Here is a 20,959-nt window from a genome sequence, read left to right on the forward strand (position 1 = left end):
CCAGTCGTGGAAATTGATAGTAGCCATGTCTCAATGCCGCTATTGAACCCAGGAATTAAATAGTCAAGTGTCTATATATGGATAACGAGAGTAAAGCTGCGAAACGCGGCCGGGGGCGGCCGCCGGCCGGGGGCGATCAGGAGTTGCCCCGCGAGAAGCTGCTGCAGGCGGCCCTGTGCGCCTTTGCCGAACATGGCTATGAAGGCATGTCGATGCGCACGCTCGCCCAGCAGCTGGGAATAAGCCACGGCCTGCTCAACCTGCGGTTCGGCACCAAGCAACGCTTGTGGGAAGCCAGTGTCGAATATGGGCTGGACCAGTTCCGCGAGCGCATGATCAGCCTTCCCCGCGAAGGATCGCTGAAAGCGCGCTTCACGTTCGCGGTCAGCCAGATACTGGAAGCCATCGGTGTGGTGCCGGAAATGCTTCGACTGCTGAACAATGAAGGCACCACGCAAAGCGCCCGCCTCGACCATATCGCCGATACGATATTGGCGGAGCGCTATTCGCGGCTGGAAGAGGTGATATCCGAAGGCGTGGGCCTTGGCATTCTGCATGAGATGCCGGCCCAACTCGTCACTGTCCTGGTCGCACATGGCGGGGGCGTGCTGTTCGGGTTGAAGCCGCTGGCCGTCAAGCTCGGCCTCCTGGAAAAGGGCGATGCAGGGGAAATGGCGTTGCGCGCGCAGCAGATCGGGGATTTCATGTGGCGCGGCCTGCTGCGCCGGCAGGATGTGGCGAAAGAGGAAACGATGCCGCCGGAAAGCGATGATCGATGACCGTTCCGCCTCCCGGTTCCGACAGCTTCTCCTCGAGCGGGGCGCCTCCGCCGGCCAAGGCGGTGCCTGCGGTGCGCCGCGCAGCCGCGATCCTGTGGCTGCTTGCAAGGCGCAAGGCTCCCCTCACTCTGTCCGAGATTGCGCGCGCCACCGGCATGCTGCCGAGTACCGCGCTCCATATATTGCGGGAATTGGCCGCAGCGGACCTTATCGAGACGGACGAACGCAGCAAGAAATACGGGCTGGGCAACGGCATTCTCGCCTTGGCCGGCGCAGCCGGACGGCGCGACCCGTTCGCCGACCTGTCCGAACCCTATCTGCACGACATTGCCGATCGGCATAATGTGACCGCGACCGCCACGGCCCTGATAGACGACAGGCACACTGCCTGTGTCATATCCATCAGTCCGCCGAGCGACTTGTCGCTGAACGTGACGCTGGGCGGCCGCGTGCCGCGCCTGGCAGGCGCTGCTGGACGGTGCATAGCGATGCATGCGAAAGAGCGCCCCGAAGATCTGCAACGCGAATTCCAGAATATCCGCTGGCAGATACCGCTGCCGTTCGATCGTTGGTGGGACGAGGTCGATCAGGTTCGCGTCAAGGGATTTGCCGAAGATGACGGCGTTTTTTCCTTGGGAGTCGTCACCCTGGCGGCGGCCGTCGTCAACCCCGACAACAGCATCGCCGGCGTGATCGGCGCGGCTTCGATAAGTGCGACTCTGGATGGCGACAGGAAAAGGCGCATCGCTGAATCTCTGCTCGCGGCTGCGGAAGCGATCGCTGGTGCGCTGAAAACGCAATCGGCTTGATCTATAATTTTCTCTAGACAAAAATAATTGTCTATTGACAAGTTTGGTTGAATCCGCTTGATCAACGTCAACGTTCATGTTGATCAAACATATGCCGATGTGCGATTGAGAGAAGCAGGGAGAGAGGATATGTATTCAACAAATCCCCGATCGTCAGATTGGCCTGGCGGCGCAGAACATGCCTTGGCGTGCAGTCCGGCGCCCCGCATGTCCGGCCTCGAGCCGAGCGCCGCCAAACTGTGAGTGCCGACCTTCCCCTTCGCGGTGTCCGAGTCATCGAATTATGTTGGGTCTGGTCCGGTCCCCTGCTCGGTCAGCTGCTGGCCGACCTGGGCGCGGAAGTCATCAAGATCGAATGGTACAAGCGGTTCGACCTGTATCGCACGCGCGGGGTCGAGCGCCTGGCCGGCCGCTATCCGGAGGAAGTGCGGCGCGAAATGTCGCAATCCTTCCACGGGCTCAATCGCAACAAGGTCGGCGTCACCCTGGATCTCAAGGACGACGATCATCGCGCATCCATGCTGGAGCTGGTGAAACTGTCCGACATCGTGATCGAGAATTTCACCGTCGGCACCCTTGAGCGGCTGGGCATCGGCTTTCCGGCTCTGGCGGCGGCGAACCCCCGGATCGTCCTGCTCTCGCTCGCCGGCTTCGGATCGGAATCCATGCTCGCGGATATGCGCGCTTATGGTCTGGCACTGTCGTCCCTGTCGGGACTGGAGGCCCGGGTCGTGGATTCGCGGGACGGCAGCTTCCTCGGCTCGCCGACGTTCGTTTCGTCCGATCCCAATGCCGCGAGCTATGGGCTGCTGACGGCGATCGCGGCGATCCTGGACGCGCGGCGCTCCGGCCAGGGCGCGCATGTGGAAATCTCGCAGCTGGAGGCCGCCGCCCATATCGGCGCGGATGACGACGACAGCCTTGTCGCGCTGGCGAAGGATCTGGGCCTCGACCCGACACTGCCCGCATCGTCCACGAGCATCGTCCCCACCGGGGATGGGCAGCATCTGTGCATCGATTGGGAAAAAGCCATGGCCGCCGATATGTTCGACGGCCTGGCGCGAAAGGCTGGCGCCCTGAACGCCACCGATGCGCTGAGCGCTTTCGAAGCCGCCGGCGCCAGGGGCGTCCGCGTGATCGAGAAGCCGGCGGAGTTCGGCGCGGGCGCCGCCAACGAAAGCACGCTGCTTCCCACCATCCATCCGGTCAGCGGCGCGGAGAATATCGTCGCGGCCCCTTGGTGGATGGACGGACATCGCCCGCCATTGCGCAAGACCGCCCCCACCCTGGGGGAGGGCAATGCCTATGTACTCGGCAAACTGCTCGGCTGGCCGCATGAACGCTACGCGGTCCTGGGCCAACATCCCGGTAAGGCAGAGGGGCGCGCATGACGACGTCGTCAGCCGCAATCCGGCCGGAGCGCAGCCTGGCCGTGGGCGAGAGTCATTATGTCATCGTCGGGACCAACCGGGCCGTGCTGCATGCCGCCCGCTGGCTACGTCAACTGGGCAATAGCGTGACTGGTGCGCAGACCCTAGAGGCCGCAAGAGCTTCGAGCCCCGCGCCACTCGCGATCCTGATCGCCGGAGATACAATTAAGCAGCGGCCACGGACCGAAGAAGAGGCAGGCCCGACCGAAATCATCCTATGGGATTATGAAGTGGGCCGTCCCGGCGTGGGCGACCTTGCCTGCGCCGTATCCGGCGTATCCACCGTGATCGGCCCTGCCGATGGCGCGCCCGGACTCATGCCGGCGAAGATCCCCGAAAAATGGGTGGGCCTCTACGGCGCCAGCCTGGCGCTCTCGCTGAAGATCGCAGAAGCGCACGCCCGGCCGTCACTGCCCCGCCGCATCGACGTGTCGGCCGCGGATTTGCTCCGCGCCTTTGCCGAGCAGAATTCAGGCAATCATGCCGGCGTCCCCTATGGTTGGTCGCGCAACGGGCGCACGGCGATTGAACATGGCGGCGTCTTTCCGCAAGGATTTTTCCCTTGCAAGGACGGGTTCGTCGCGGTCCAGGCGCGATCTCGTCCCGATTGGCGGGCGATCGTCGCGGCGCTGGGCGATCCCGAATGGTCCAAAGATCCCGCATTCGAAAATCCCTTCAAGCTCTCCGAAGACGATTCCCGGGTCGCGCCGCTTCTGGACCAGGAACTGATGCAGCGCAGCCGCAGGGAATTGCTCGAACTGGCGATCAACACGGGGGCACCCATGGCGCCTGTCCTCTCCCTGGAAGAAGCCAAGGACTGGAACGTGTTCCGGCCCGGTTTCTTCGATGAGAACGGCGCACCCTGCCCGCCCTTCGTCGTTCGCCGCGTACAGGAAGGCATCGGCCAATGAGTTGGGGAACGATTACCGAGGAAGGCATCGCCGCAGCGCAAGCCCTGATCGACGTGCCTCTGCGCCGCGATCGCATGCAGTGGATCGAGGCCGCGACGCGCGACGCCATCCGGCACTTCGCCTGGGGCGTGGGCGACGATAATCCGCTGTGGCTGGACGCGGACTATGCGGCCAAGTCGCCGTACGGGCAAATCGTCGCCCCGCCCTGCATATTATATGCGGTCGACAACACGGTTATCGCGCCGAAATTGCCCGGCATGCAGTGGATCTATGCCGGCACGGGCTGGACCTGGTTCGAACCGATATTCATCGGCGACACGTTCACGACCGAGGTCTGCCTCAAGAAGCTGGAGATCAAGAGCGGCCGCCGCTTTCCCCAATGGGTGCTGCAAACGGGCGAGGCCCGCTATTACAACCAGCACGGCCGGCTGGTAGCCACAGCCAATGCCCGCTGCGCTAGGACGCCCCGTGGCGACAAGCTGGCGGAGGCCAAGGGCAAGCAACTTGGCGCCACGTCCGAGCCCCACCGCTACACGGCCGAAGAGATCGAGCGGATCGAGGCACAAATGCTGTCCGAACCCCGCCAAGGGGACGAGCCGCTCTTCTGGGAAGACGTGACCGCAGGTGAAGACATTCCCCAGGTCGTGCGGGGACCGCTCAGCATCGTCGATATCATGGCATGGTACTCCGCCCAACAGGGCGCCCAGCCCTATGGCGGCGTGCACGGCGATGCGCTGCGCTATCGCCAGCGGCATCAGGACTATCACGTCAACGAAACCACGGGCGCACGGGAGTCCGCGGGCCGGGGCCATCTCGAAGCCCGTACCGGGGGCGATGTCGGTATGGGCGGCGCCTATGACATCGGCCCGCAACGCATCACCTGGGCGCAGCATATGCTCACCAACTGGATCGGCGATCATGGCTTTCTGCACACACTGGACGTTGCCGTGCTGCGGCCCAACCTGGTCGGCGACACGCTGTGGTGGTCGGGCAAGATCACCGGCAAGACGGTCAGGGACGGTCAGGGGCTGGTCGAACTGGACGTGCGGGCCATCAACCAGCTTGGCGCCCTTTCCGCATCCGGCACGGCTTCGGTCATTCTTCCTTCGCGAGACATGGGGGCGGTGACCTTGCCGTTGGCAGCGCCGAAATGAGCGGCGTTCCCGCCTTGGATGTCACGCTCGAACTGGTCGCCGATGTCGCGGCGGACATCGGCGAAGGGCCCATCTGGGACGACCAGACCGGTACGCTCATTTTCGTCGATTCCACTATCGGCCGGATCTATCGGCTCGATCCCTCGTCCGGCGCGCTGACCAGCATCGACGCGGGGCAGGAAATCGGCGCCGCCATACCGCGCCGGAGCGGCGGCTTGGTTGCTTCCGGCCGTGACGGGCTGCTGGCGGTAGGCGACGACGGTTCGATCGAGCTGCTCGTCCCGATCGAGAAGGATCTCGATCACCGGATGAACGACGCGAAATGCGATGCCCGCGGGCGTCTATGGTCGGGCACTTTCTCGATGGCGTTCGAGCGGGGCGCGGGCTCTCTCTATCGCGTCGGTGCCGGCCTGGAGCCGAACAAGATGCTCGGCGACGTATTCGTGTCCAATGGCATGGGCTGGAGCCCCGACGACAGCATCTTCTACTATGTCGACACAGGGGCACGCGCCATCGATGCGTTCGATTACGACATCGAAACCGGCGAAATTTCGAACCGCCGCCGCTTCCTGGACATACCGAGGCCCGCGGGACTGCCCGATGGCATGGCAGTCGATGCCGAAGGCTGTTTGTGGGTCGCGCTCTATCTGGGCGGCGCCGTCAGGCGGTTCTCGCCCGAGGGGGTCTGCCTGGGGGCGATCAGCCTGCCCATGGCCCGCGTCACGAGCTGCAATTTCGGCGGGCCGCAGCTCGAGGAACTGTACATCACCACGGCCAACCAGCTGATCCATGACGACGGCAGACCGCATGAGCCCCATGCCGGCGCCACATATCGCTGCAGGCCCGGCGTCCGCGGCCTGCCCAGCCACCGGTTCGCGGGATGACCATCCGTTTCGTCCAGCCAATTTCGCCGGCCTCCCGCCCCGACGGGCGGGCAATCGCATGAGGAAGACAGAGTGAACGACCAGGTTTCAAATGCGCCCGAATATGACGCGCTCGTCATCGGCGCAGGCGTTTGCGGCATCTACATGGCCTATCGCCTGGCCGAAATGGGCATGCACTTCACGGTTATCGAGCGTGGAAGCGATGCCGGGGGCACATGGCACTGGAATCGCTATCCCGGTTGCCGTTTCGATTCCGAAAGCGAAACCTATGGCTATTCCTTTTCCAAGGAACTGCTTCAGGAATGGAACTGGAAGGAACGTTTTTCCCCGCGCGAGGACACGGAGGAATATTTCCACCATGTCGTCGAGAAATTCGGGCTGCGCAAATATATGCAGTTCAGCCTGATGGTCACCGGCGCCGCATGGAAGGAGGATGGCGATTTCTGGGTCGTCACCCTTTCCGATGGCCGCACCGTCACGACCCGGTTCATTCTTACCGCCGTCGGTTTGCTCTCCTGCCCGACCCCGCCACGCTACAAGGGGCTCGACAGCTTCGAAGGGCTGTCTTTTCATACCTATTATCATCCGCGTGAAGGCGTGGATTACAAGGGCAAGCGCGTCGCCGTCATCGGCACCGGATCAACCGGTGTGCAGATGATCTCGGCGATCGCGGGGGAGGTCGGAAGCCTCACCGTCTTTCAGCGGCGGCCGAACTGGTGCGCGCCCCTCAACAATGCGCCGCTGACGCCCGAGGAGATGGCCGACATCAAGACGCGCTATGACGAGGTCTTCCTGCAATGCAGGAACACTCCCAGCGGCTTCAAGCACGATGCCGACCCGCGAAAGCTGATCGACGTCTCCGCGGCCGAGCGGGAGAAATTCTGGGAAGACCTATATGCCGGATCGGGCTTCGGCATCTGGCTGGGCAATTTCAAGGACGTCCTGGTCGATGAGGACGCCAATGCGGAAATGACGAAGTTCATCGAGAAGAAGATTCGCCAGCGCGTGAAGGACCCGGCCGTCGCCGACAAGCTGATACCGCGCGATCACGGCTTCGGCACCCGGCGTGTCCCGATGGAAACGGGCTATTATGAAGCCTATAACCAACCCAATGTCCGCCTGGTCGATATCAGCGAAACGCCGATCGAAACCATAACCCCCAAAGGGGTGCGGACGAGCGAAGAGGATTTCGAATTCGACATCATCGTCTATGCGACCGGGTTCGACGCCATCACCGGATCGTTCGACAAGATCGATATCACCGGAACCGGCGGGCAAAAGCTGCGGACGAAGTGGAGCCAGGGACCGGTCACGGCCTATGGACTTGCGGTCCATGGTTTCCCCAACTTCATTACCCTGGCGGGCCCGCAGAGCGGATCGGCCGCGACGAATTTCCCCCGGGGCATCGAGGAAGCCGTCGAATGGGCCACGGACTTGCTGAAATTCGTCCGGAAGAACGGGTATCAACGCGTCGAGGCCGCTCCTGAGATCGAACGGGAATGGGGTGCGCACGTCGAACATATGGCCACCAAGATATTGTTCGGCCGCCAGCAATCCTGGTTCACCGGCTATAATTCGAATGTCGACCGCGATTATGCGCCGAAGATCATCGTCTACGCCGGCGGCGCGATCCGATATCGGGAAAAAGTCGGCGCGGAGGCAGAGACCGGCTATCCATCCTTCAACTTCGCCTGAAGGATAGCCGGTCGGCTCGGAAGCCAGCGATGAGCGCGACAAATGTCGGAGAGGATTGATGTACGCACATAGGTTATCCGAAGCGGATCTCAGCGCGAAACCCGACGCCATCGGAGACGTCATCGAAGCGCGCGCCAGGGAGTTGGGGGACAAGCCCTATCTGCGGTTCCTCGGCGACGGCGAGGAGATCAGCTATCGCGATATTGATCGGAGTTCGGCGGAATTCGGCAAAGGCCTGCTCGCCTTCGGGCTGGCGCCCGGCGACAAGCTCGGCCTGCTCCTTGGCGGATCGCGCCTCTATGTAACCGCATGGTTCGCCGCGCTGCGTGCGTCCATCCCCGATGTTGCGATCAATTCCGAATTTCGTGGCGACGTTCTCGATCATGCCATCCGCAAGATCGAGGTCAGCGCCATCATATCGGATGCCGACGGGCTAGACGCGTTGGCGACTGCCGGTGCGGAAGCCCTGTCTCAGGTGAAGCTGCTGGTCGTTCCCGACGAGATATATGACCGCGCGATGGCGCTGTACATGGATCGCGGAGCAATCGGCCGCATCATCCGGGTCAGCGAGGTCGAGGCAGCCGGCCGTGCCAGTGTCCAGCCCTTCGCCAAGGTGGAATCGACAGGCCTTGCCTCCATTCGGTTCAGCTCGGGCACGACGGGCATGCCCAAGGGCGTGATGATGGATCACGGCCATATGCTGGCCAGCGCGCGCAAGTTCAACGATCTGGCCGATCTGGGCACCGATGACGTCCATTATAGCTGCTTCCCGTTTCATCATGTGTTCGCCACGATCACCGGCGTATTGTCGACACTGTGCGCGGGCGCCACGCTCATCGTTTCCCGCAAGTTCAGCGCTTCACGCTATTGGCGAGAGATTCGAGAAAATGGCGTGACCCGGGCGCATATACTCGACCCGCTGATCGCTCTGCTCATGAAGCAGCCGCCAAGCGAACGCGATCGCCAGCACAAGGTGCCCGTGATGTACACGGCCGCGGGCCATTATCCCGATTTCGAGGAGCGGTTCGGCGTTCGGATCATATCGCTCTATGACATGAGTGAGCTGACGGTCGTCGCGCATTATCCCGAGGGCGTCGAACGCAAGCCGGGCAGTTGCGGCATGCCGTCCGGGCTGTTCGACATCATGATCGCCGATGACGACGGCTTCGAGGTACCGGACGGAACGGACGGCGAAATCCTGGTCCGTCCCCGGCATCGCAGCATCATGTTCATGGGCTACTATAACGACGCCGAACAGACGGTGGCCCGATGGCGCGACATGTGGTTCGAGACCGGCGATCGCGGCCGTAAGGATCCCGATGGCTATTTCTATTTCCTGGGGCGCAGTGGCGACCGCATTCGCCGCCGCGGCGTGAACATATCGGCGGACCAGATCGAAAAGATCGCTTTGGCCCATCCGCACATCCTCGAATGCTCGGCTATCGCCGTCCCTTCCGATGTCAATGAAGACGACATCAAGCTTTGCGCCAAGCTGACTCCGGCTGCGGCATGCCATGAAGCCGACATCCTCGAATATCTCCGTGAGGCGCTGCCCAAGGCGATGACCGTGCGCTATGTCGAGCTGTTCGACGATCTGCCCAAGACCCAAACCGAGAAGATAAAACGCGCGGACTTGCGACGGATGGGACAAGCGGGTTTGACGCCAGCCACTTGGGACTGCGAGATCGGGGCCTATTGGGCGATGGCCGAAGTAATGGAGCAAGGCCGATGAGTGCGCAGCCACAGTCACCCCAAGACGAGGGCGAGTCTGAATTCAGCATCAACTGGCTAGACGACGGCGCGGTGTTCACCATCACTCGCATGCGCAAACTGAACGCTCTCACCAAACCGGTTCTGAATGGCCTCGCCGCGTGCCTCGACAGGCTCGAAACGGAGGGCAAAACGCTGCTCGTCGTCACCGGAAAGGGCGATCGCGCATTTTGCGCGGGCACCGATCTGGCCGAGATGCAGTCAATGACCCCGGATGCGGTGTTGGACAAGAGCGCGATGGCACGCGATCTGCTCGTCAGGCTATCCCGCTCGCGCCTGATCTCGGTAGCCGCGGTCAATGGTCTGGCCCTGGGCGGCGGGATGGAACTCGCCATGGCCTGCACCCTTCGCATAGCCGTGCCTCACGCCAGATTCGGCCTGCCGGAAGTCAAGCTGGGCCTGCTTCCCGCCTATGCCGGCACCCAGTTTCTGCCCGCTATCGTCGGTGCTTCGCGCGCGCTGGAAATCATGCTGACAGGGCGAGACATTTCGCTCGACGAGGCCCTCGTCATCGGGCTCGCCCATCGCGTGACGGAGCCTGAAGAGAATCTCGTCGAGGCGGGGATCGGTTTTGCCCGGGAAATTACACAGCATAGTCCCACCGCGATCGCGGCCATAAGGGAGTGCCTCACGGCCGCTAGCACGACCGTTGAGGACAAGGGTCTTGCGGTGGAAGATCGGCTTGTACGGGCGGTGTTCCCCGGGCCCGAAGCCAAAGCTGGAGTCGCCGCCTTTCTGGGTCGTAAAAAGACGTGATCGAATCGCCTGGTTAGCGCTGTTCCGATTACATGCGTCGCGTAATCGCGCATTACGTCGATGAATCGGCCGTGGATCAGGTCACCCCACTAATGAACGAACCGATTTATGTGAATTAGCGCCTCGTGTTCTCAGTGATTCGGCCCCTTACTGACCTATCTAGGGCTCGAACGATTCGCATATGGAATCGAACCCATTCACGAACAGAACGCGAAAACGGGTCGTCGAAGGACATATGCTGGTTGCTTCACGCGCTGCCGGGCGCGCCATGCCGGTTTCCCGATCCGTCATCCCGCTGGCCATATGCCGCAAAGCGCTGCACAGCGGTTCCCGCGTCCCATTTGGAGAGAACCGCATGTGCTTTTCGGCCAGCGCGAGCTTTATTGCTTCCGGCGTGATCGGATCGATCGGGGTGGCGACGCTCCGCCATGTCCGGGAACCGCGCGCGCTGCTGTTCGCCGCCGTGCCCATGTTGTTCGCGATACACCAGTTCACGGAAGGGGTTGTCTGGCTCGGCCTGGATGGCAGGGTCGGACCGGTGGCGCTGGATCATGTCACCTTCCTGTTCATGCTCTATGCGCAGGGCATCCTGCCCCTTCTGATGCCGCTCGCGGTCCTGCTGATGGAGCCGCCCGGCCGGCGGCGGCGCGCGATCATGGCGCTGACCGTTCTGGGCGCGCTGGTCTGTGCATGGATGATCTACGGGCTGATCTTCTTCCAGAGCAGCTGCTTTGTCGAGCAGCATTCGATCGCCTACCGCAATCCGCTCACCGGCAATTTCCAGGTGTCGCTGCTGTATATCCTTGTCACCTGCGGGGCGCTGGTGCTGTCGACCCATCGCGTCGTCAGAGCCTATGGCGTGCTCAACCTCATCGGGCTGACGATCGCGCAGATCGTCAAGGAATATGCTTTCGCTTCGGTCTGGTGCTTCTACGCCGCGACCCTGAGCATCGTGATCTACTGGCAGTTCAGCCACCGGACCATCGACGTCGAAACGCCCAATGGCACGTCGGCGATCCTCAGGCCATTCCTCCTCCCCTGGCTGCGGCTGACCGGCGCGGCGCCCCCGCAGCCGGACAGACCCCGCGAGGCGGATTTATAGAAACATCTGCCTCAGCCGCACGATGAGCCAGGCCGGAGACCTTGCAGCCGCATCGACGCGGCATGCAAGCGCCCCCAATGCGCAAACGACCTCAGAACTCTGGATGTGCTTCAACCTAGGTGAAACAGATCCTAATGCGACGCGTCTCCGCCTTCTTCCGTTGATGAGGATGCCACCGGTGCGCCGGCCAGCATGCCATTGAGGCTGCCGCCGGACATGCCCAGTTCGCTCATCAGTGCGTCGATCAGCGGGCCTCCCACCCGATAACGCATCGCCGCGGAGACGGCGGCATCTGCCAGATTGCCGCCGCCTGTCGCTTCGTCGCCGGTTGCATGGTCGCCATGCAGGCCCCGTGCATCCAGGATCGATATCTTGTCGATCTGCTCCATTGGCTTGCTGGCGGCTGCAATGATTGTCGGCAACGCTTCCAATATCGCCTTGCGGACCAGCAAGGCTGTCTGCGCCTCGTTCAGGACATTCGTTGCTTCGTTGACCGCCGCCTGACCAGCCGCGTCGACCTTGAAAGCGGCGGCACGACCTTCCGCGCGCGCCTTTTCCGCGTCGGCCTCTGCGGTCGCTTCTGTCCGCAGCGCTGCCGCCCTGGCTTCAGCCGCTTCCTTTTCGGCCGACGCAGCGACGGTGATCTGCACCGCTTCTTCCTGGGCCCGCTGGGTTGCCGCGATCACGGCCACATTCTTGTTCCGGTTTGCAATTTCCGTCGCCTTGGCGGTCTGCACGCTTTCCTCGGCGCGAACAGCAAGGGCGCGGGCCTCATTTGCCGCTGCCGTTGCCGTCGATTCCTCCTCGGATTTCTGCGCGGTCTGTACAGCGGTGGTAATGCGCGCCAATTCGATATTGCGGTCGCGTTCGATGGTCGCCGTCTGCACGGCGCCATCGCGTGCAATGGTCGCGGTCTGGATCACCTTATCGGCCTCAGTCTGCGCCACGGTCTGCGCCTGCTCCGCACTGATACGGGCAATCTCGGCAAGGCGGGTCTGCTCGGCCTCCGCCGTTGCAATGGCCGTCGCCTGCTCGGCGCGGCGGGCCGCCAATGTCTGCTCTTGCGTCAGTCTCGCCTGCTCGGCCGCCTGCGCGATTTCCAGCGACTGGTTATTGGCGTCGAGGTTCCGTTGTTCGATCTCGACGCGGTTGGTCGCCACGATATCGTTCCGGATTTTCTTCCGTTCCTCAATGGTGCGCGTCAACACGGTCAGGCCTTCGGCATCGAAGGCATTGTTCTCGTTGAAATGCTCGAACGCGGTCTGATCGAAATGCGTGATGCTGACCGATTCGAGCTGGAATCCGTTCATGTCCAGATCGGTCATCAGTGCTTCCTGCACCTTCTGGATGAAGTCTGCGCGGTTGGCATGGAGATGTTCCATGGTCATTGTCGCGGCTACGGATCGCAAGGCGGATACCAGCTTGCCGTCCAGCAGGGATTTGACCGCATCCGGGTTGTTCACGGAATCGCCCAGCGTCTGCGCCGCCGCTGCAATCGACTGGGCATCCGGCTTCACCTTGATGTGAAACAACCCCACGACATCGACGCGCAGTTTATCCAGGGTGATCAACGCATCCTTGTTGAGCCGCGACACTTCGAGTTTCACCGTCGTGAGGCGAACCTGCATCAACTCGTGAAGCACGGGGATGACCATGATGCCCCCGTTGAGCACGACTTTCTCTCCCCCGAATCCGGTACGGATCAGCGCAACGTCCTTGGTCGCGCGGCGGTAGAGCCTGGTGAGGATGATGCCGATGACAATGAGCGCAAAAAGCACGATGCCGGCATAGATGAGGATGTTCAGAAGCGATGCGGGCAAGAAAGTCTCCTGTATAGATTTGCACGACGCCTTATAATGGGCGGAATGGGGTGCTCGCGTCTGGCTGGACGAAGAATAGCGGGCCATTACGCCGGACAAGCAGGGCCGTCTCCCCCTGAGCGATGACATCGCCGTCCATATGGGGCTCGATCATCACATAATGGGCCTGCCCATGCTGGTCGATGACCTTGGCCCTGGCCGGGTGCCCCCTTCGGGCGGCCCCCTCCAGCACGGTTCCACGGCGCATGATCAGATCCTCGGTGTCGATTATGGTGCTCTCATATTCGGGCAAGATCCTCGCCAGGCCAGCCGATGCAAAACCGTTGGCAATCAGGCCAGCCACAAGAGCGCCCGCACCGGCAATACTCCAGTGGAAAGGCGTTCCCAGGATCGCGGTCGCGCTTTGCTGGAGGGCTATCCCGACAAGCGTAAAACACCCCAGCAGAGAGGTGAACCAAACAAGGACCGGCAATCCGGACCGCAACCCCAGCCAGTCGAGAACGCCGGAGGAATCGATCCCTCCGCCATCGGCACCGGTGGCCATTTCGTTATCCAGGTCGAAATGGCCAAGACCCAGTCCGATCGCCTCAATTGTACCGATTCCCAGCATCACGACGAACGCGATTGCGAATATGGCATAGCTGGGCGTGAGAAGCTCCGCGAACATGTGCTGTCCATATCAGGACGGCTTTAATGAAATACAGCAAAATCCGCTCTCCGAACGCAGGCAGTTCATCCGCTTTCTCATTTCGAAACGAACCGGACGCGCGAAACAGCCGACTTTCGACCGACAATTCCGGCGCGCCCCCCTGCGAAGGCCTCTGCCTTCTTCCCCCGGCAAAAGCGAACTGATCGCGACATCCGCCAGTCGCTTTCCGATCCGTCCCACGAGCGTGGGCCAGCCACTTCCCGTCACCCATATGGTCCGATATCGCCCGCATGGTCCGGATGCCCATGTTGCGTTCGGCCATCTGCCTGTCCCGGCGGTTGCGGTGGAGAGAAGAGCGAGGCTCCTGGTCTCACCGGCCGACTGACCGAAACCGCGCCGCCTCGCCCGCTGCCCTGGAGCGATTGATCCGATATCATCAGATCAATCACCCTAGAAGCGGATCTTCAGCCCGACCGTTGCGCTTTCGCCGCTGCTGTCCGCGCCGAACTCGCTATTGGCGCCGAAGAAGAGCGCTGTCGCTCGCGATAGCTGCATGGTCGCTCCAGCCCCGACGGTGGCCAGCGTCGCGTTGCGCGTAACGCCGATGACTGTCAGGCTGTCGGGCACACCGATATAGGCCGCCGTCGCCGCGCTATGGGTATCGCTCAACTGATGGCGGATGCCGACCGAAAGCCAGGGGCTGATGCGGGCCGCCGTCGCGCCCTTCAACGTGAAGGCACCGTTCAGGAAGCTTGCCTTGGTTCGACGGGCATCCACGGTGAGCCCCCATGTTCCATCGCCATTTTCGGTCGCACGTCCGCGGCGTGAGGACATTTGGGTGAGGCCCACTTCGGGCCGCAGCGACCAGCCGCCGCCGATGGCGAAGGATCGGCCGAGCGACAGGTCCGTCGTCCAGCCGCGCAGCCGATAATGGGCGCTCGTCCTGCTGCCGTTGAACAATGTGCGATCCGTGTCCGCCGCACTGCCGTCATAGCTGAGCGAGGCGGCAATCTCGAACCCGTCGAAAGTCGCCCGGGCGAACACGCCGGCCAACACGCCGTCCGCTTGCGTCTTCGTGCCGAGAGCCGCGATCCGCTGCCGCGCATTGATATAGCCGGCAAAGGCGCCGATCGACGCGGTTTGCGATCCCAGCCCGATTCCGGCGAACGCACCATAGGTGGAGATGTCCGCCCGCGACGTGCCCGTGGCCGCGGCGCCGGGCAACCGCCGCCAGCCGCCCAACGTCTGGCCGAAGGTGAAGAGGCCAGGCGCGTCACCATGCGATGCGACATTGGCGGAGCGTAGCGCCGCCGCGATGGTCAGCCCATTTTCCACCCCGATCTGCGACGCGGAGGCGTAGCTTTCGGCATTGAGGCGCGCGATGGATGCCGCATTCACCGAACCATCCGCCATCAGCAGAGATGGGGCGGCATCCAGGATGGCGCCGGTCGCGGTGCCGGCGATCAGCAGGCCATTGAGATAGTCGACCGTGCGGACCACCTGCGGATTGGCGCTGCCGTTGACCACGAACTGTCCGAGCAGGTCTATGCTCTGACTCCCCTGCCGGATGAAGCCGATCACCGTCGATGCCTGGTCGATGGTCGTGAAGCTGCCGGTGATGCCGTTGCTTGCCGTGATGAGCCGATAGGTCACGCCGGGGGTCAGCGGACGGTTGCCGATCAGCGTCAGCGTTGCACCAGGCGCGATGGCCAGCGATCCGTTGATGATCAGGGCGTCGCTCACCGTCGGCGTCATTTCGAACAGCGTGGTCGACCCACCGGCCAGCGCAACGCCGCCGTTGATCGTCATCGTACCCGGTGACGCGCCCGGAGAGAGCGTGCCCTGTACCGTGACATTGCCGTTGACGGTGCCCGCGCTGCCAAAGGTCGCGCCGCCATTCACCGTGATGAGAGGCGCGTTCAGGACCGAACCCGTGCGTCCGATGAACCGGCCGTTGACGATATCCAGCTGACCCGTCGTGTAATCGCCGGAAAGCGCGACCGTGCCGCTGTCCTGCCGCGTCCGTTCAAAGCCCGTGAACGCGGACAGGCGGATGTCATCGGGAGATGTGCCGCTGCCGCCGGCTGCCAGGATCAGCAGGTCATTGCCTGCACCCGCATCGACCGGACCGGAGACCAAGGAGCCTGCCCCGATGGTGAATATGTCATTGCCGCCGCCCAGCGTGACCGGCCCGGCGATGTTCCCCATGTTGACGAAGCTGTTCGTGCCGCCAGCAAAGCTGAGCCCGCCCTTGATCGTCCCCATGTTGATGAAGCTGTTCGTGCCGTCGGCAAAGACGACGGCAATGTCGCTCGCAGTCTGCAATGTTTGCCCGGCCGCCAGCGTCATATGGGCATCGCGCAGGAACAGGCTGTCCACGGCGAGCTGGCCGTTCGTCGTGATCGTACCGGTGCCGCTGAGCGCCTGGCTCTCGAAGTTGACGAATGTGTCGAAGGTCGCCTGATCGAGCAGCCCGCCCCCGTTGATGTCGATGACCAACGCGTCGGTACCCGCCCCCCCGTCCACCATGCCGTTCAGCGTGGCGTGCAGATTATGCGTGAACGAGTCGTTCCCCTCGCCCAGGAAGACATTGCCGTTGATGGTGCCCAAATTCACCATGCTGTCGTCCATCGCGCCCAGATCGACCGATCCGCTGATCACGCCGGTGGCGAGGTTGGTGATCGTGTCGGCCGAATTCACCGTTTGAATGGCGCCGGCCATGAAGCGGCCTGCATATTCATAATCCGAAATGTCGTTGTAAATCAGGAGATCGGAAGGGGTAACGCCGCCATTGAGACCGCGGATCGTGCCTGCATTGACCAACGTGACCCTGTTGGCCGAGGCCATGAACGCCGTCGAGCCGATATCCTCGAACCCGGCGAGCGGCGTGCCTTCCAGATCGCCCGCATTTCGGGTTGCACCCGTCGCCGAAATCAGGCCGCCGACGGCGTTGGTGACGGTGATGGAGGAAACGCCGCCGCTCGAGGCATTGATCCCGAGGGCCGTAACCAGCTGCAGACTTTCCGGCGTCGCGGGATACCATGGGTAGGGCGGCGGAGATGCCGCTTCATGCAAGGCTCCTCCATCGGCACTTATGACACCGGAGTTCGTGATGCTGACGCTCGTCGTGGGTTCTCCATCACCGGGCCCGGCCGATTCATCATAGCCATGTATCTGCTGGTCGACGGATCGTGCGTAGCCTTCGATGGAAACGGCGGATACGCCCAGGCGGTCTGTCTTGATCGTCCCGCTGTTGGTGAGGTTGATCGTCTGGCTGCCCTGGCTGCTCGACTCTATTTCAAGGGCGGCCCCGTCGGTCTCCGCCAGCGTAGTGGCTGCGGCATCCACGGTGCCGCTGTTCGTCACCGTGAGGGTTCTGGCGCTTGCCAAGATATTCGCGCCGCCGTTCACCGTTCCGCCGTTGGCGAATGCGACGCTGTCCTGATCGACATTGCCGTAAAGGCCCATTGTCGCGTCGCCCGTCCAGTGGCCATATTGGGTCAAGGAAATCGCCCCTCCATAAGAGGACGAACCGACGATGCCGCTATTGGTGACGCTTATTGCCTTGGCGCCGGCATAGAGGCTGAGGCCGTTAGAAAAGGTTCCGCTATTGTCGATGGTGACGCTGTCGGCGTTGATGTCGTCGCTGGCGCCATAGCCTTGCCCGATATCGATCGACGCCGAGACATTCTCGCCATTGCCGCGCGCGATGGTGCCGCTGTTCGCGAAGGTGAACTGCCTGGCGTTCAGCGCCACCGCGATGCCACCTTCAATCGCGCCGCTATTCTCGATATCCGCCTGGCCGATCATAAGGCTGCTCGTTGCAGCCTCGATGGTGACGGCCGTCGCCATGCCCGAATAATATGGGCTGTTGTCAGGCGACGAGATGGTGCCGCTGTTCCTGAATGTGAAGCTGTTTGCGTCGCTCGCCATGATCTGGGCGCTGACATTCCCCGCCACGCGGTTGAGGACAGTCCCTTCATTGTCGAAGCTGCGCGCATAACCGATCACCCCGTCGCCGATGGTGCCGCGATTGATGAATGCGAGCGTCGAGCCGGCGCCCGAGAGGTTGAGCGGATCTATCGCGGTGCCAAGCACGACAAGGCGCCGCGGCCGCAGACCCGCTGCCGTCGCGATATCCGCCATGTTGACGATGGTGCCATCGCCGACCAGCATGATCGGCTCGCTCGCCTGTCCCGACGATGCGGTCAGCGTCACCACCGTGTTCGCGCCGGAAGCGCCGACGCCCCGCCGTTCAAAACCGACAGGAAGCGTTGGCAGGGCGGCAAGGTCGACGCTGCCGCTGGCATTGTAGCTGCGCACATATGTATCGGTACCGGCGCCCGCATTGAGGGTGCCCAGCACGCCGGTCGTGTCGCCCGTGGCGACGAAGATGTCGTTCCCCGCGCCGAATGTCAGATTGCCATTCAGCGTGCCCCCGCGATCGACATAGGCGCCGCCCGCCATGCTGGTGCCGCCAAAAGCGCTGTACGCCAGATTGACGTTGCCATTGATGGTCCCCGCATTGGAGAGCGCCCCTCCGCCCGCCAGCGCAACGGCATCGAAACCGGCTCCGCCGGAAATCGTGCCGCCTGTCTCGTTGACGATGGTCACCGGGCTATAGCTGCCCATGATGGCCTGCGCGCCGCTGCCCGCGATCGTGCCGCTGTTGCGAACGGTCGACGGCATGGAGTCGCCCGTTCCGACCGCCACCCCGGCCGTCTTGATTGTGCCGCTGTTCGTCAGGTCCCGGACACCCGAAACGCCGACAGCGGTCGCGCCACCCGAAATCTGGCTGATCGTCCCGCTGTTGATCGCGGACAGCGAACCGACAATGCCGGCGCCACCGTCGAGGATAATCCGGCCATTGTTCGTCACCGCGCTACCGCCACCGATGGCGGCAATACGCAGGCCATAGGGGTGCGGCGCCTGAACAAGCGTGATCGTCCCGTCATTCGTGAAGCGGTCGGTCTGATCGAGGGCAACGCCAGCTCCGCCATTCGCACTGGCATCGAATTCTGCGTTCAGCACACCACGACTGATGATGGCCGTACTGGTGTTGTCATAGGGCGATGGGCTGTCTGGAAGATTGAAGCCATAAGACGAGCCGGTGATCAGGCTATGGTTTTTCGCGTCGATGGTCAGTGAGAGGTCGGCTGTACCTTCACCGAAAACAGCCAGGCCATTGCCCGATAGGGAGCCGCCCATCTTTGCAACTTTGCCTGCTGCGACTTCAAGGCCAATCGCTTCGAAATTCATGAAATCGCCCAGGACGACATCGGCATCCGACCGGAAACGGGCGACGAGCTGATCGTTCCCGGCCCCGCCATCGAGCGCGCCGGAGATGCCGGTGCGGAACCCGTCTGCGCCCATGGCACCGTCGGCGATGAAGATGTCGTCGCCCTCGCCAAGGCGGACATCGCCATGCACCGCGCCGCCCTGCTGCATGATGAAACGATCGGCGCTCGACCGACCTGTCAGATCGACATTGCCGTTGATCGTGCCTGCATTGGTGATGCCGGTCGCGCTCGCCGCATAAGGATTGCTGCCGGACACGATGGCGATGGCAGCGGATGCGCCCTCGATCACGCCACCGGTCTTGTTCTCGACGGCCAGTCGGCCACTGCCGAAAGTGTCGCCAAACAGGATCGCCGGACCATCGCTGGCACTGATCTTCCCCGAATTGACCAGAGCGGAACCCGATCCGGACTGCATGAAAATGCCGACCCCGCCCGTCGCCTCGATCATCCCGTCATTGGTGAAGGAGGCGCCATCCAGAAAGATGGCGGCATCGGTGGCGTTCTGCAGGCCAGCCTTGATCGTGCCGCCGTTCACCACGCCCAGCGGGTCGGGAGAGGCGAAACCACGAGCGGCGATCGCCCGACCCCGGGTTTCGATGCGGCCCTGATTCTCCAGCGTCCCCGACCCCGTCACCGAAACCAGCGCCGCTGCGCTGAAGCCGGTGTCCAGTGTCAGGCGCGCCTTGTCCTGCAATGCGACGCCCAGAACCGAGAAGTTGGTGGGGAGAACCAGGGGACCGCTGGCCGTGCTGTCCTGGGCCACAGCCACCTTGATCATGTTGATCCCGGCGGCGCCATCGACCTTTCCGGTGACGCCGGTCGAAATTATACCCACGGTGTCAATCGAAGCGACGAATATGTCGTCACCTGAACCGAACAGTACGTCTCCCTCAATAGTGCCCAGACTGTTGTCGACCAGCGACGCTGAAGCACCGCCCGTCTGTATGCTGCCCTTTATGGTGCCGCTGTTGGTCAGGGAAAGGCCGCCAGTCGCCAGTATCGCGAATCCGGCGCCCTTATTCTCGATGGAACCGCTGTTCGAAATGTTCGACTGGTCCTGACGGCTGTCGATGGTGGCCGCCGACGAGGATGCAATCGTGCCGCTATTGGCGATGCTGCTGGTCGAGGAGAGGAAAAAAAGATCGGTCAGGTGGTTGAGCGCAATGGCCGCATTGGCGCCACCATCGATCATGCCCGCATTGCTGATGTTGAAGACACCGGCCGCGATGCCCGTGATGGTGCCGGTCTGCGCGTTGGCAATCTGGCTGTAATAGATGTCGTTGCTTGCAGGGCCGCGGATGGCGGCACTCCCGCCCGTGGACGTGATCAGGCCGCTATTGCTGATCGAAGCCGTCGAGCGGCCGATGGGGTTGCTGGACGATTTTTCAATCCAGATTCCGGTGTCGCCGCTGATCTTCCCCTGCTCGCCCACGACGATGGTGGCCGCGCCATTGGGATAGACAAATCCATAATGGGGTGAAGCCCCGGCATAGGGATCGGTGTTGTAATAGGGAATGCCATTCTGCACCGTCAGCGCCGCCGCGCCCGTTGCCGTGATCGTTCCGTCGATCCGCAGGTTGGCGCGATCACTGTTGAGGCGGATGGCGGACAGGCCGTTGCCGGAAACGGTCGCGCCATCGGCAATGATCATCTGCGCATTGGTCGTGACTGTGAAAGGTTGATTGTCCCCCGTGCAGGTGGTGATGCTGCCCTGAGCGGGAGGGGAGGTATCGCAAGCAGCTTGGGCGGATTGAACCATGGCAAGAACCGCAACAACGCTTCCGCCAGCCAGCAACGCCCATTTGGACGTGCATTCCCTCAATTTCATGATTCCCCCAGTAACTGCTTAGTCAAACCGAGCCTTACAGAGTGAATGCAAATAAATACAAGGCATTATTTT

At 62.5% G+C, this 20,959-nt stretch carries 13 protein-coding genes; 10 read left to right on the forward strand and 3 right to left on the reverse strand.

Annotation, left to right across the window (positions count from 1 at the left end):
• Positions 1-77 precede the first annotated feature (77 nt).
• The 10 genes from WFP78_RS17505 (at position 78) to WFP78_RS17550 (ending at position 11,290) form a co-directional block, all read left to right on the forward strand.
• Entirely contained in the window at positions 78-779 is a 702-nt protein-coding gene (locus tag WFP78_RS17505) for a TetR/AcrR family transcriptional regulator (RefSeq protein WP_336965285.1), read from the forward strand.
• 71 nt (positions 780-850) lie between these two features.
• Entirely contained in the window at positions 851-1,588 is a 738-nt protein-coding gene (locus tag WFP78_RS17510) for an IclR family transcriptional regulator (protein ID WP_336965288.1), read from the forward strand.
• Positions 1,589-1,827: 239 nt separating this feature from the next.
• A complete protein-coding gene (locus WFP78_RS17515) occupies positions 1,828-2,979 on the forward strand; it encodes a CoA transferase (protein ID WP_336965290.1) in 1,152 nt (383 codons plus the stop codon).
• Positions 2,976-3,929: a CoA transferase gene (locus WFP78_RS17520; RefSeq protein ID WP_336965294.1), complete on the forward strand. Its 954-nt coding sequence runs from the start codon at positions 2,976-2,978 to the stop codon at positions 3,927-3,929. The genes WFP78_RS17515 and WFP78_RS17520 overlap by 4 nt, the downstream gene beginning before the upstream one ends.
• A complete protein-coding gene (locus WFP78_RS17525) occupies positions 3,926-5,083 on the forward strand; it encodes an FAS1-like dehydratase domain-containing protein (protein WP_336965297.1) in 1,158 nt (385 codons plus the stop codon). Before WFP78_RS17520 ends, WFP78_RS17525 begins: the two co-directional genes overlap by 4 nt.
• Positions 5,080-5,967 carry an SMP-30/gluconolactonase/LRE family protein gene (locus tag WFP78_RS17530; protein WP_336965299.1) on the forward strand — a complete coding sequence of 296 codons (888 nt, stop codon included), beginning with the start codon at positions 5,080-5,082 and terminating at the stop codon, positions 5,965-5,967. Before WFP78_RS17525 ends, WFP78_RS17530 begins: the two co-directional genes overlap by 4 nt.
• A 72-nt stretch (positions 5,968-6,039) precedes the next feature.
• The gene (locus WFP78_RS17535) at positions 6,040-7,662 is read left to right on the forward strand and encodes a flavin-containing monooxygenase (protein ID WP_336965302.1); all 1,623 of its coding nucleotides are present in this window, start codon (positions 6,040-6,042) and stop codon (positions 7,660-7,662) included.
• Positions 7,663-7,720: 58 nt separating this feature from the next.
• The gene (locus WFP78_RS17540) at positions 7,721-9,394 is read left to right on the forward strand and encodes an AMP-binding protein (RefSeq protein ID WP_336965305.1); all 1,674 of its coding nucleotides are present in this window, start codon (positions 7,721-7,723) and stop codon (positions 9,392-9,394) included.
• Positions 9,391-10,188 (forward strand): enoyl-CoA hydratase/isomerase family protein, encoded by a 798-nt coding sequence (locus tag WFP78_RS17545; protein ID WP_336965308.1) that lies wholly within the window; start codon positions 9,391-9,393, stop codon positions 10,186-10,188. The genes WFP78_RS17540 and WFP78_RS17545 overlap by 4 nt, the downstream gene beginning before the upstream one ends.
• Positions 10,189-10,543: 355 nt before the next feature.
• Complete coding sequence (locus WFP78_RS17550; RefSeq protein WP_336965310.1) at positions 10,544-11,290, forward strand: DUF6629 family protein; 747 nt, start codon at positions 10,544-10,546, stop codon at positions 11,288-11,290.
• A gap of 131 nt (positions 11,291-11,421) precedes the next feature.
• Here the strand turns inward: WFP78_RS17550 and WFP78_RS17555 are convergent, their stop codons facing one another.
• The 3 genes from WFP78_RS17555 to WFP78_RS17565 all read right to left on the reverse strand — a co-directional run bounded on the left by WFP78_RS17555 (position 11,422) and on the right by WFP78_RS17565 (position 20,710).
• The gene (locus WFP78_RS17555) at positions 11,422-13,110 is read right to left on the reverse strand and encodes a flotillin family protein (protein WP_336965312.1); all 1,689 of its coding nucleotides are present in this window, start codon (positions 13,108-13,110) and stop codon (positions 11,422-11,424) included.
• A gap of 31 nt (positions 13,111-13,141) precedes the next feature.
• The gene (locus WFP78_RS17560; RefSeq protein WP_336965314.1) at positions 13,142-13,777 is read right to left on the reverse strand and encodes an OB-fold-containig protein; all 636 of its coding nucleotides are present in this window, start codon (positions 13,775-13,777) and stop codon (positions 13,142-13,144) included.
• A 432-nt stretch (positions 13,778-14,209) separates the two neighbouring features.
• Positions 14,210-20,710, reverse strand: coding sequence for an autotransporter domain-containing protein (locus WFP78_RS17565; protein WP_336965317.1), 6,501 nt, complete (start codon positions 20,708-20,710; stop codon positions 14,210-14,212).
• Between the last annotated feature and the right edge of the window lie 249 nt (positions 20,711-20,959).

This window comes from Sphingobium aquiterrae, assembly GCF_037154135.1.
Taxonomy (GTDB): Bacteria; Pseudomonadota; Alphaproteobacteria; order Sphingomonadales; family Sphingomonadaceae; genus Sphingobium; species Sphingobium aquiterrae.

Excerpts from the sequence above, each read along its gene's own strand:
- WFP78_RS17505 (WP_336965285.1), top strand. The coding sequence starts at position 78 with ATGGATAACGAGAGTAAAGCTGCGAAACGCGGCCGGGGGCGGCCGCCG.
- WFP78_RS17520 (WP_336965294.1), top strand. The coding sequence starts at position 2,976 with ATGACGACGTCGTCAGCCGCAATCCGGCCGGAGCGCAGCCTGGCCGTG.
- WFP78_RS17525 (WP_336965297.1), top strand. The coding sequence starts at position 3,926 with ATGAGTTGGGGAACGATTACCGAGGAAGGCATCGCCGCAGCGCAAGCC.
- WFP78_RS17530 (WP_336965299.1), top strand. The coding sequence starts at position 5,080 with ATGAGCGGCGTTCCCGCCTTGGATGTCACGCTCGAACTGGTCGCCGAT.
- WFP78_RS17540 (WP_336965305.1), top strand. The coding sequence starts at position 7,721 with ATGTACGCACATAGGTTATCCGAAGCGGATCTCAGCGCGAAACCCGAC.
- WFP78_RS17545 (WP_336965308.1), top strand. The coding sequence starts at position 9,391 with ATGAGTGCGCAGCCACAGTCACCCCAAGACGAGGGCGAGTCTGAATTC.
- WFP78_RS17550 (WP_336965310.1), top strand. The coding sequence starts at position 10,544 with ATGTGCTTTTCGGCCAGCGCGAGCTTTATTGCTTCCGGCGTGATCGGA.
- WFP78_RS17560 (WP_336965314.1), bottom strand. The coding sequence starts at position 13,777 with ATGTTCGCGGAGCTTCTCACGCCCAGCTATGCCATATTCGCAATCGCG.
- WFP78_RS17565 (WP_336965317.1), bottom strand. The coding sequence starts at position 20,710 with ATGATCATTGCCGATGGCGCGACCGTTTCCGGCAACGGCCTGTCCGCC.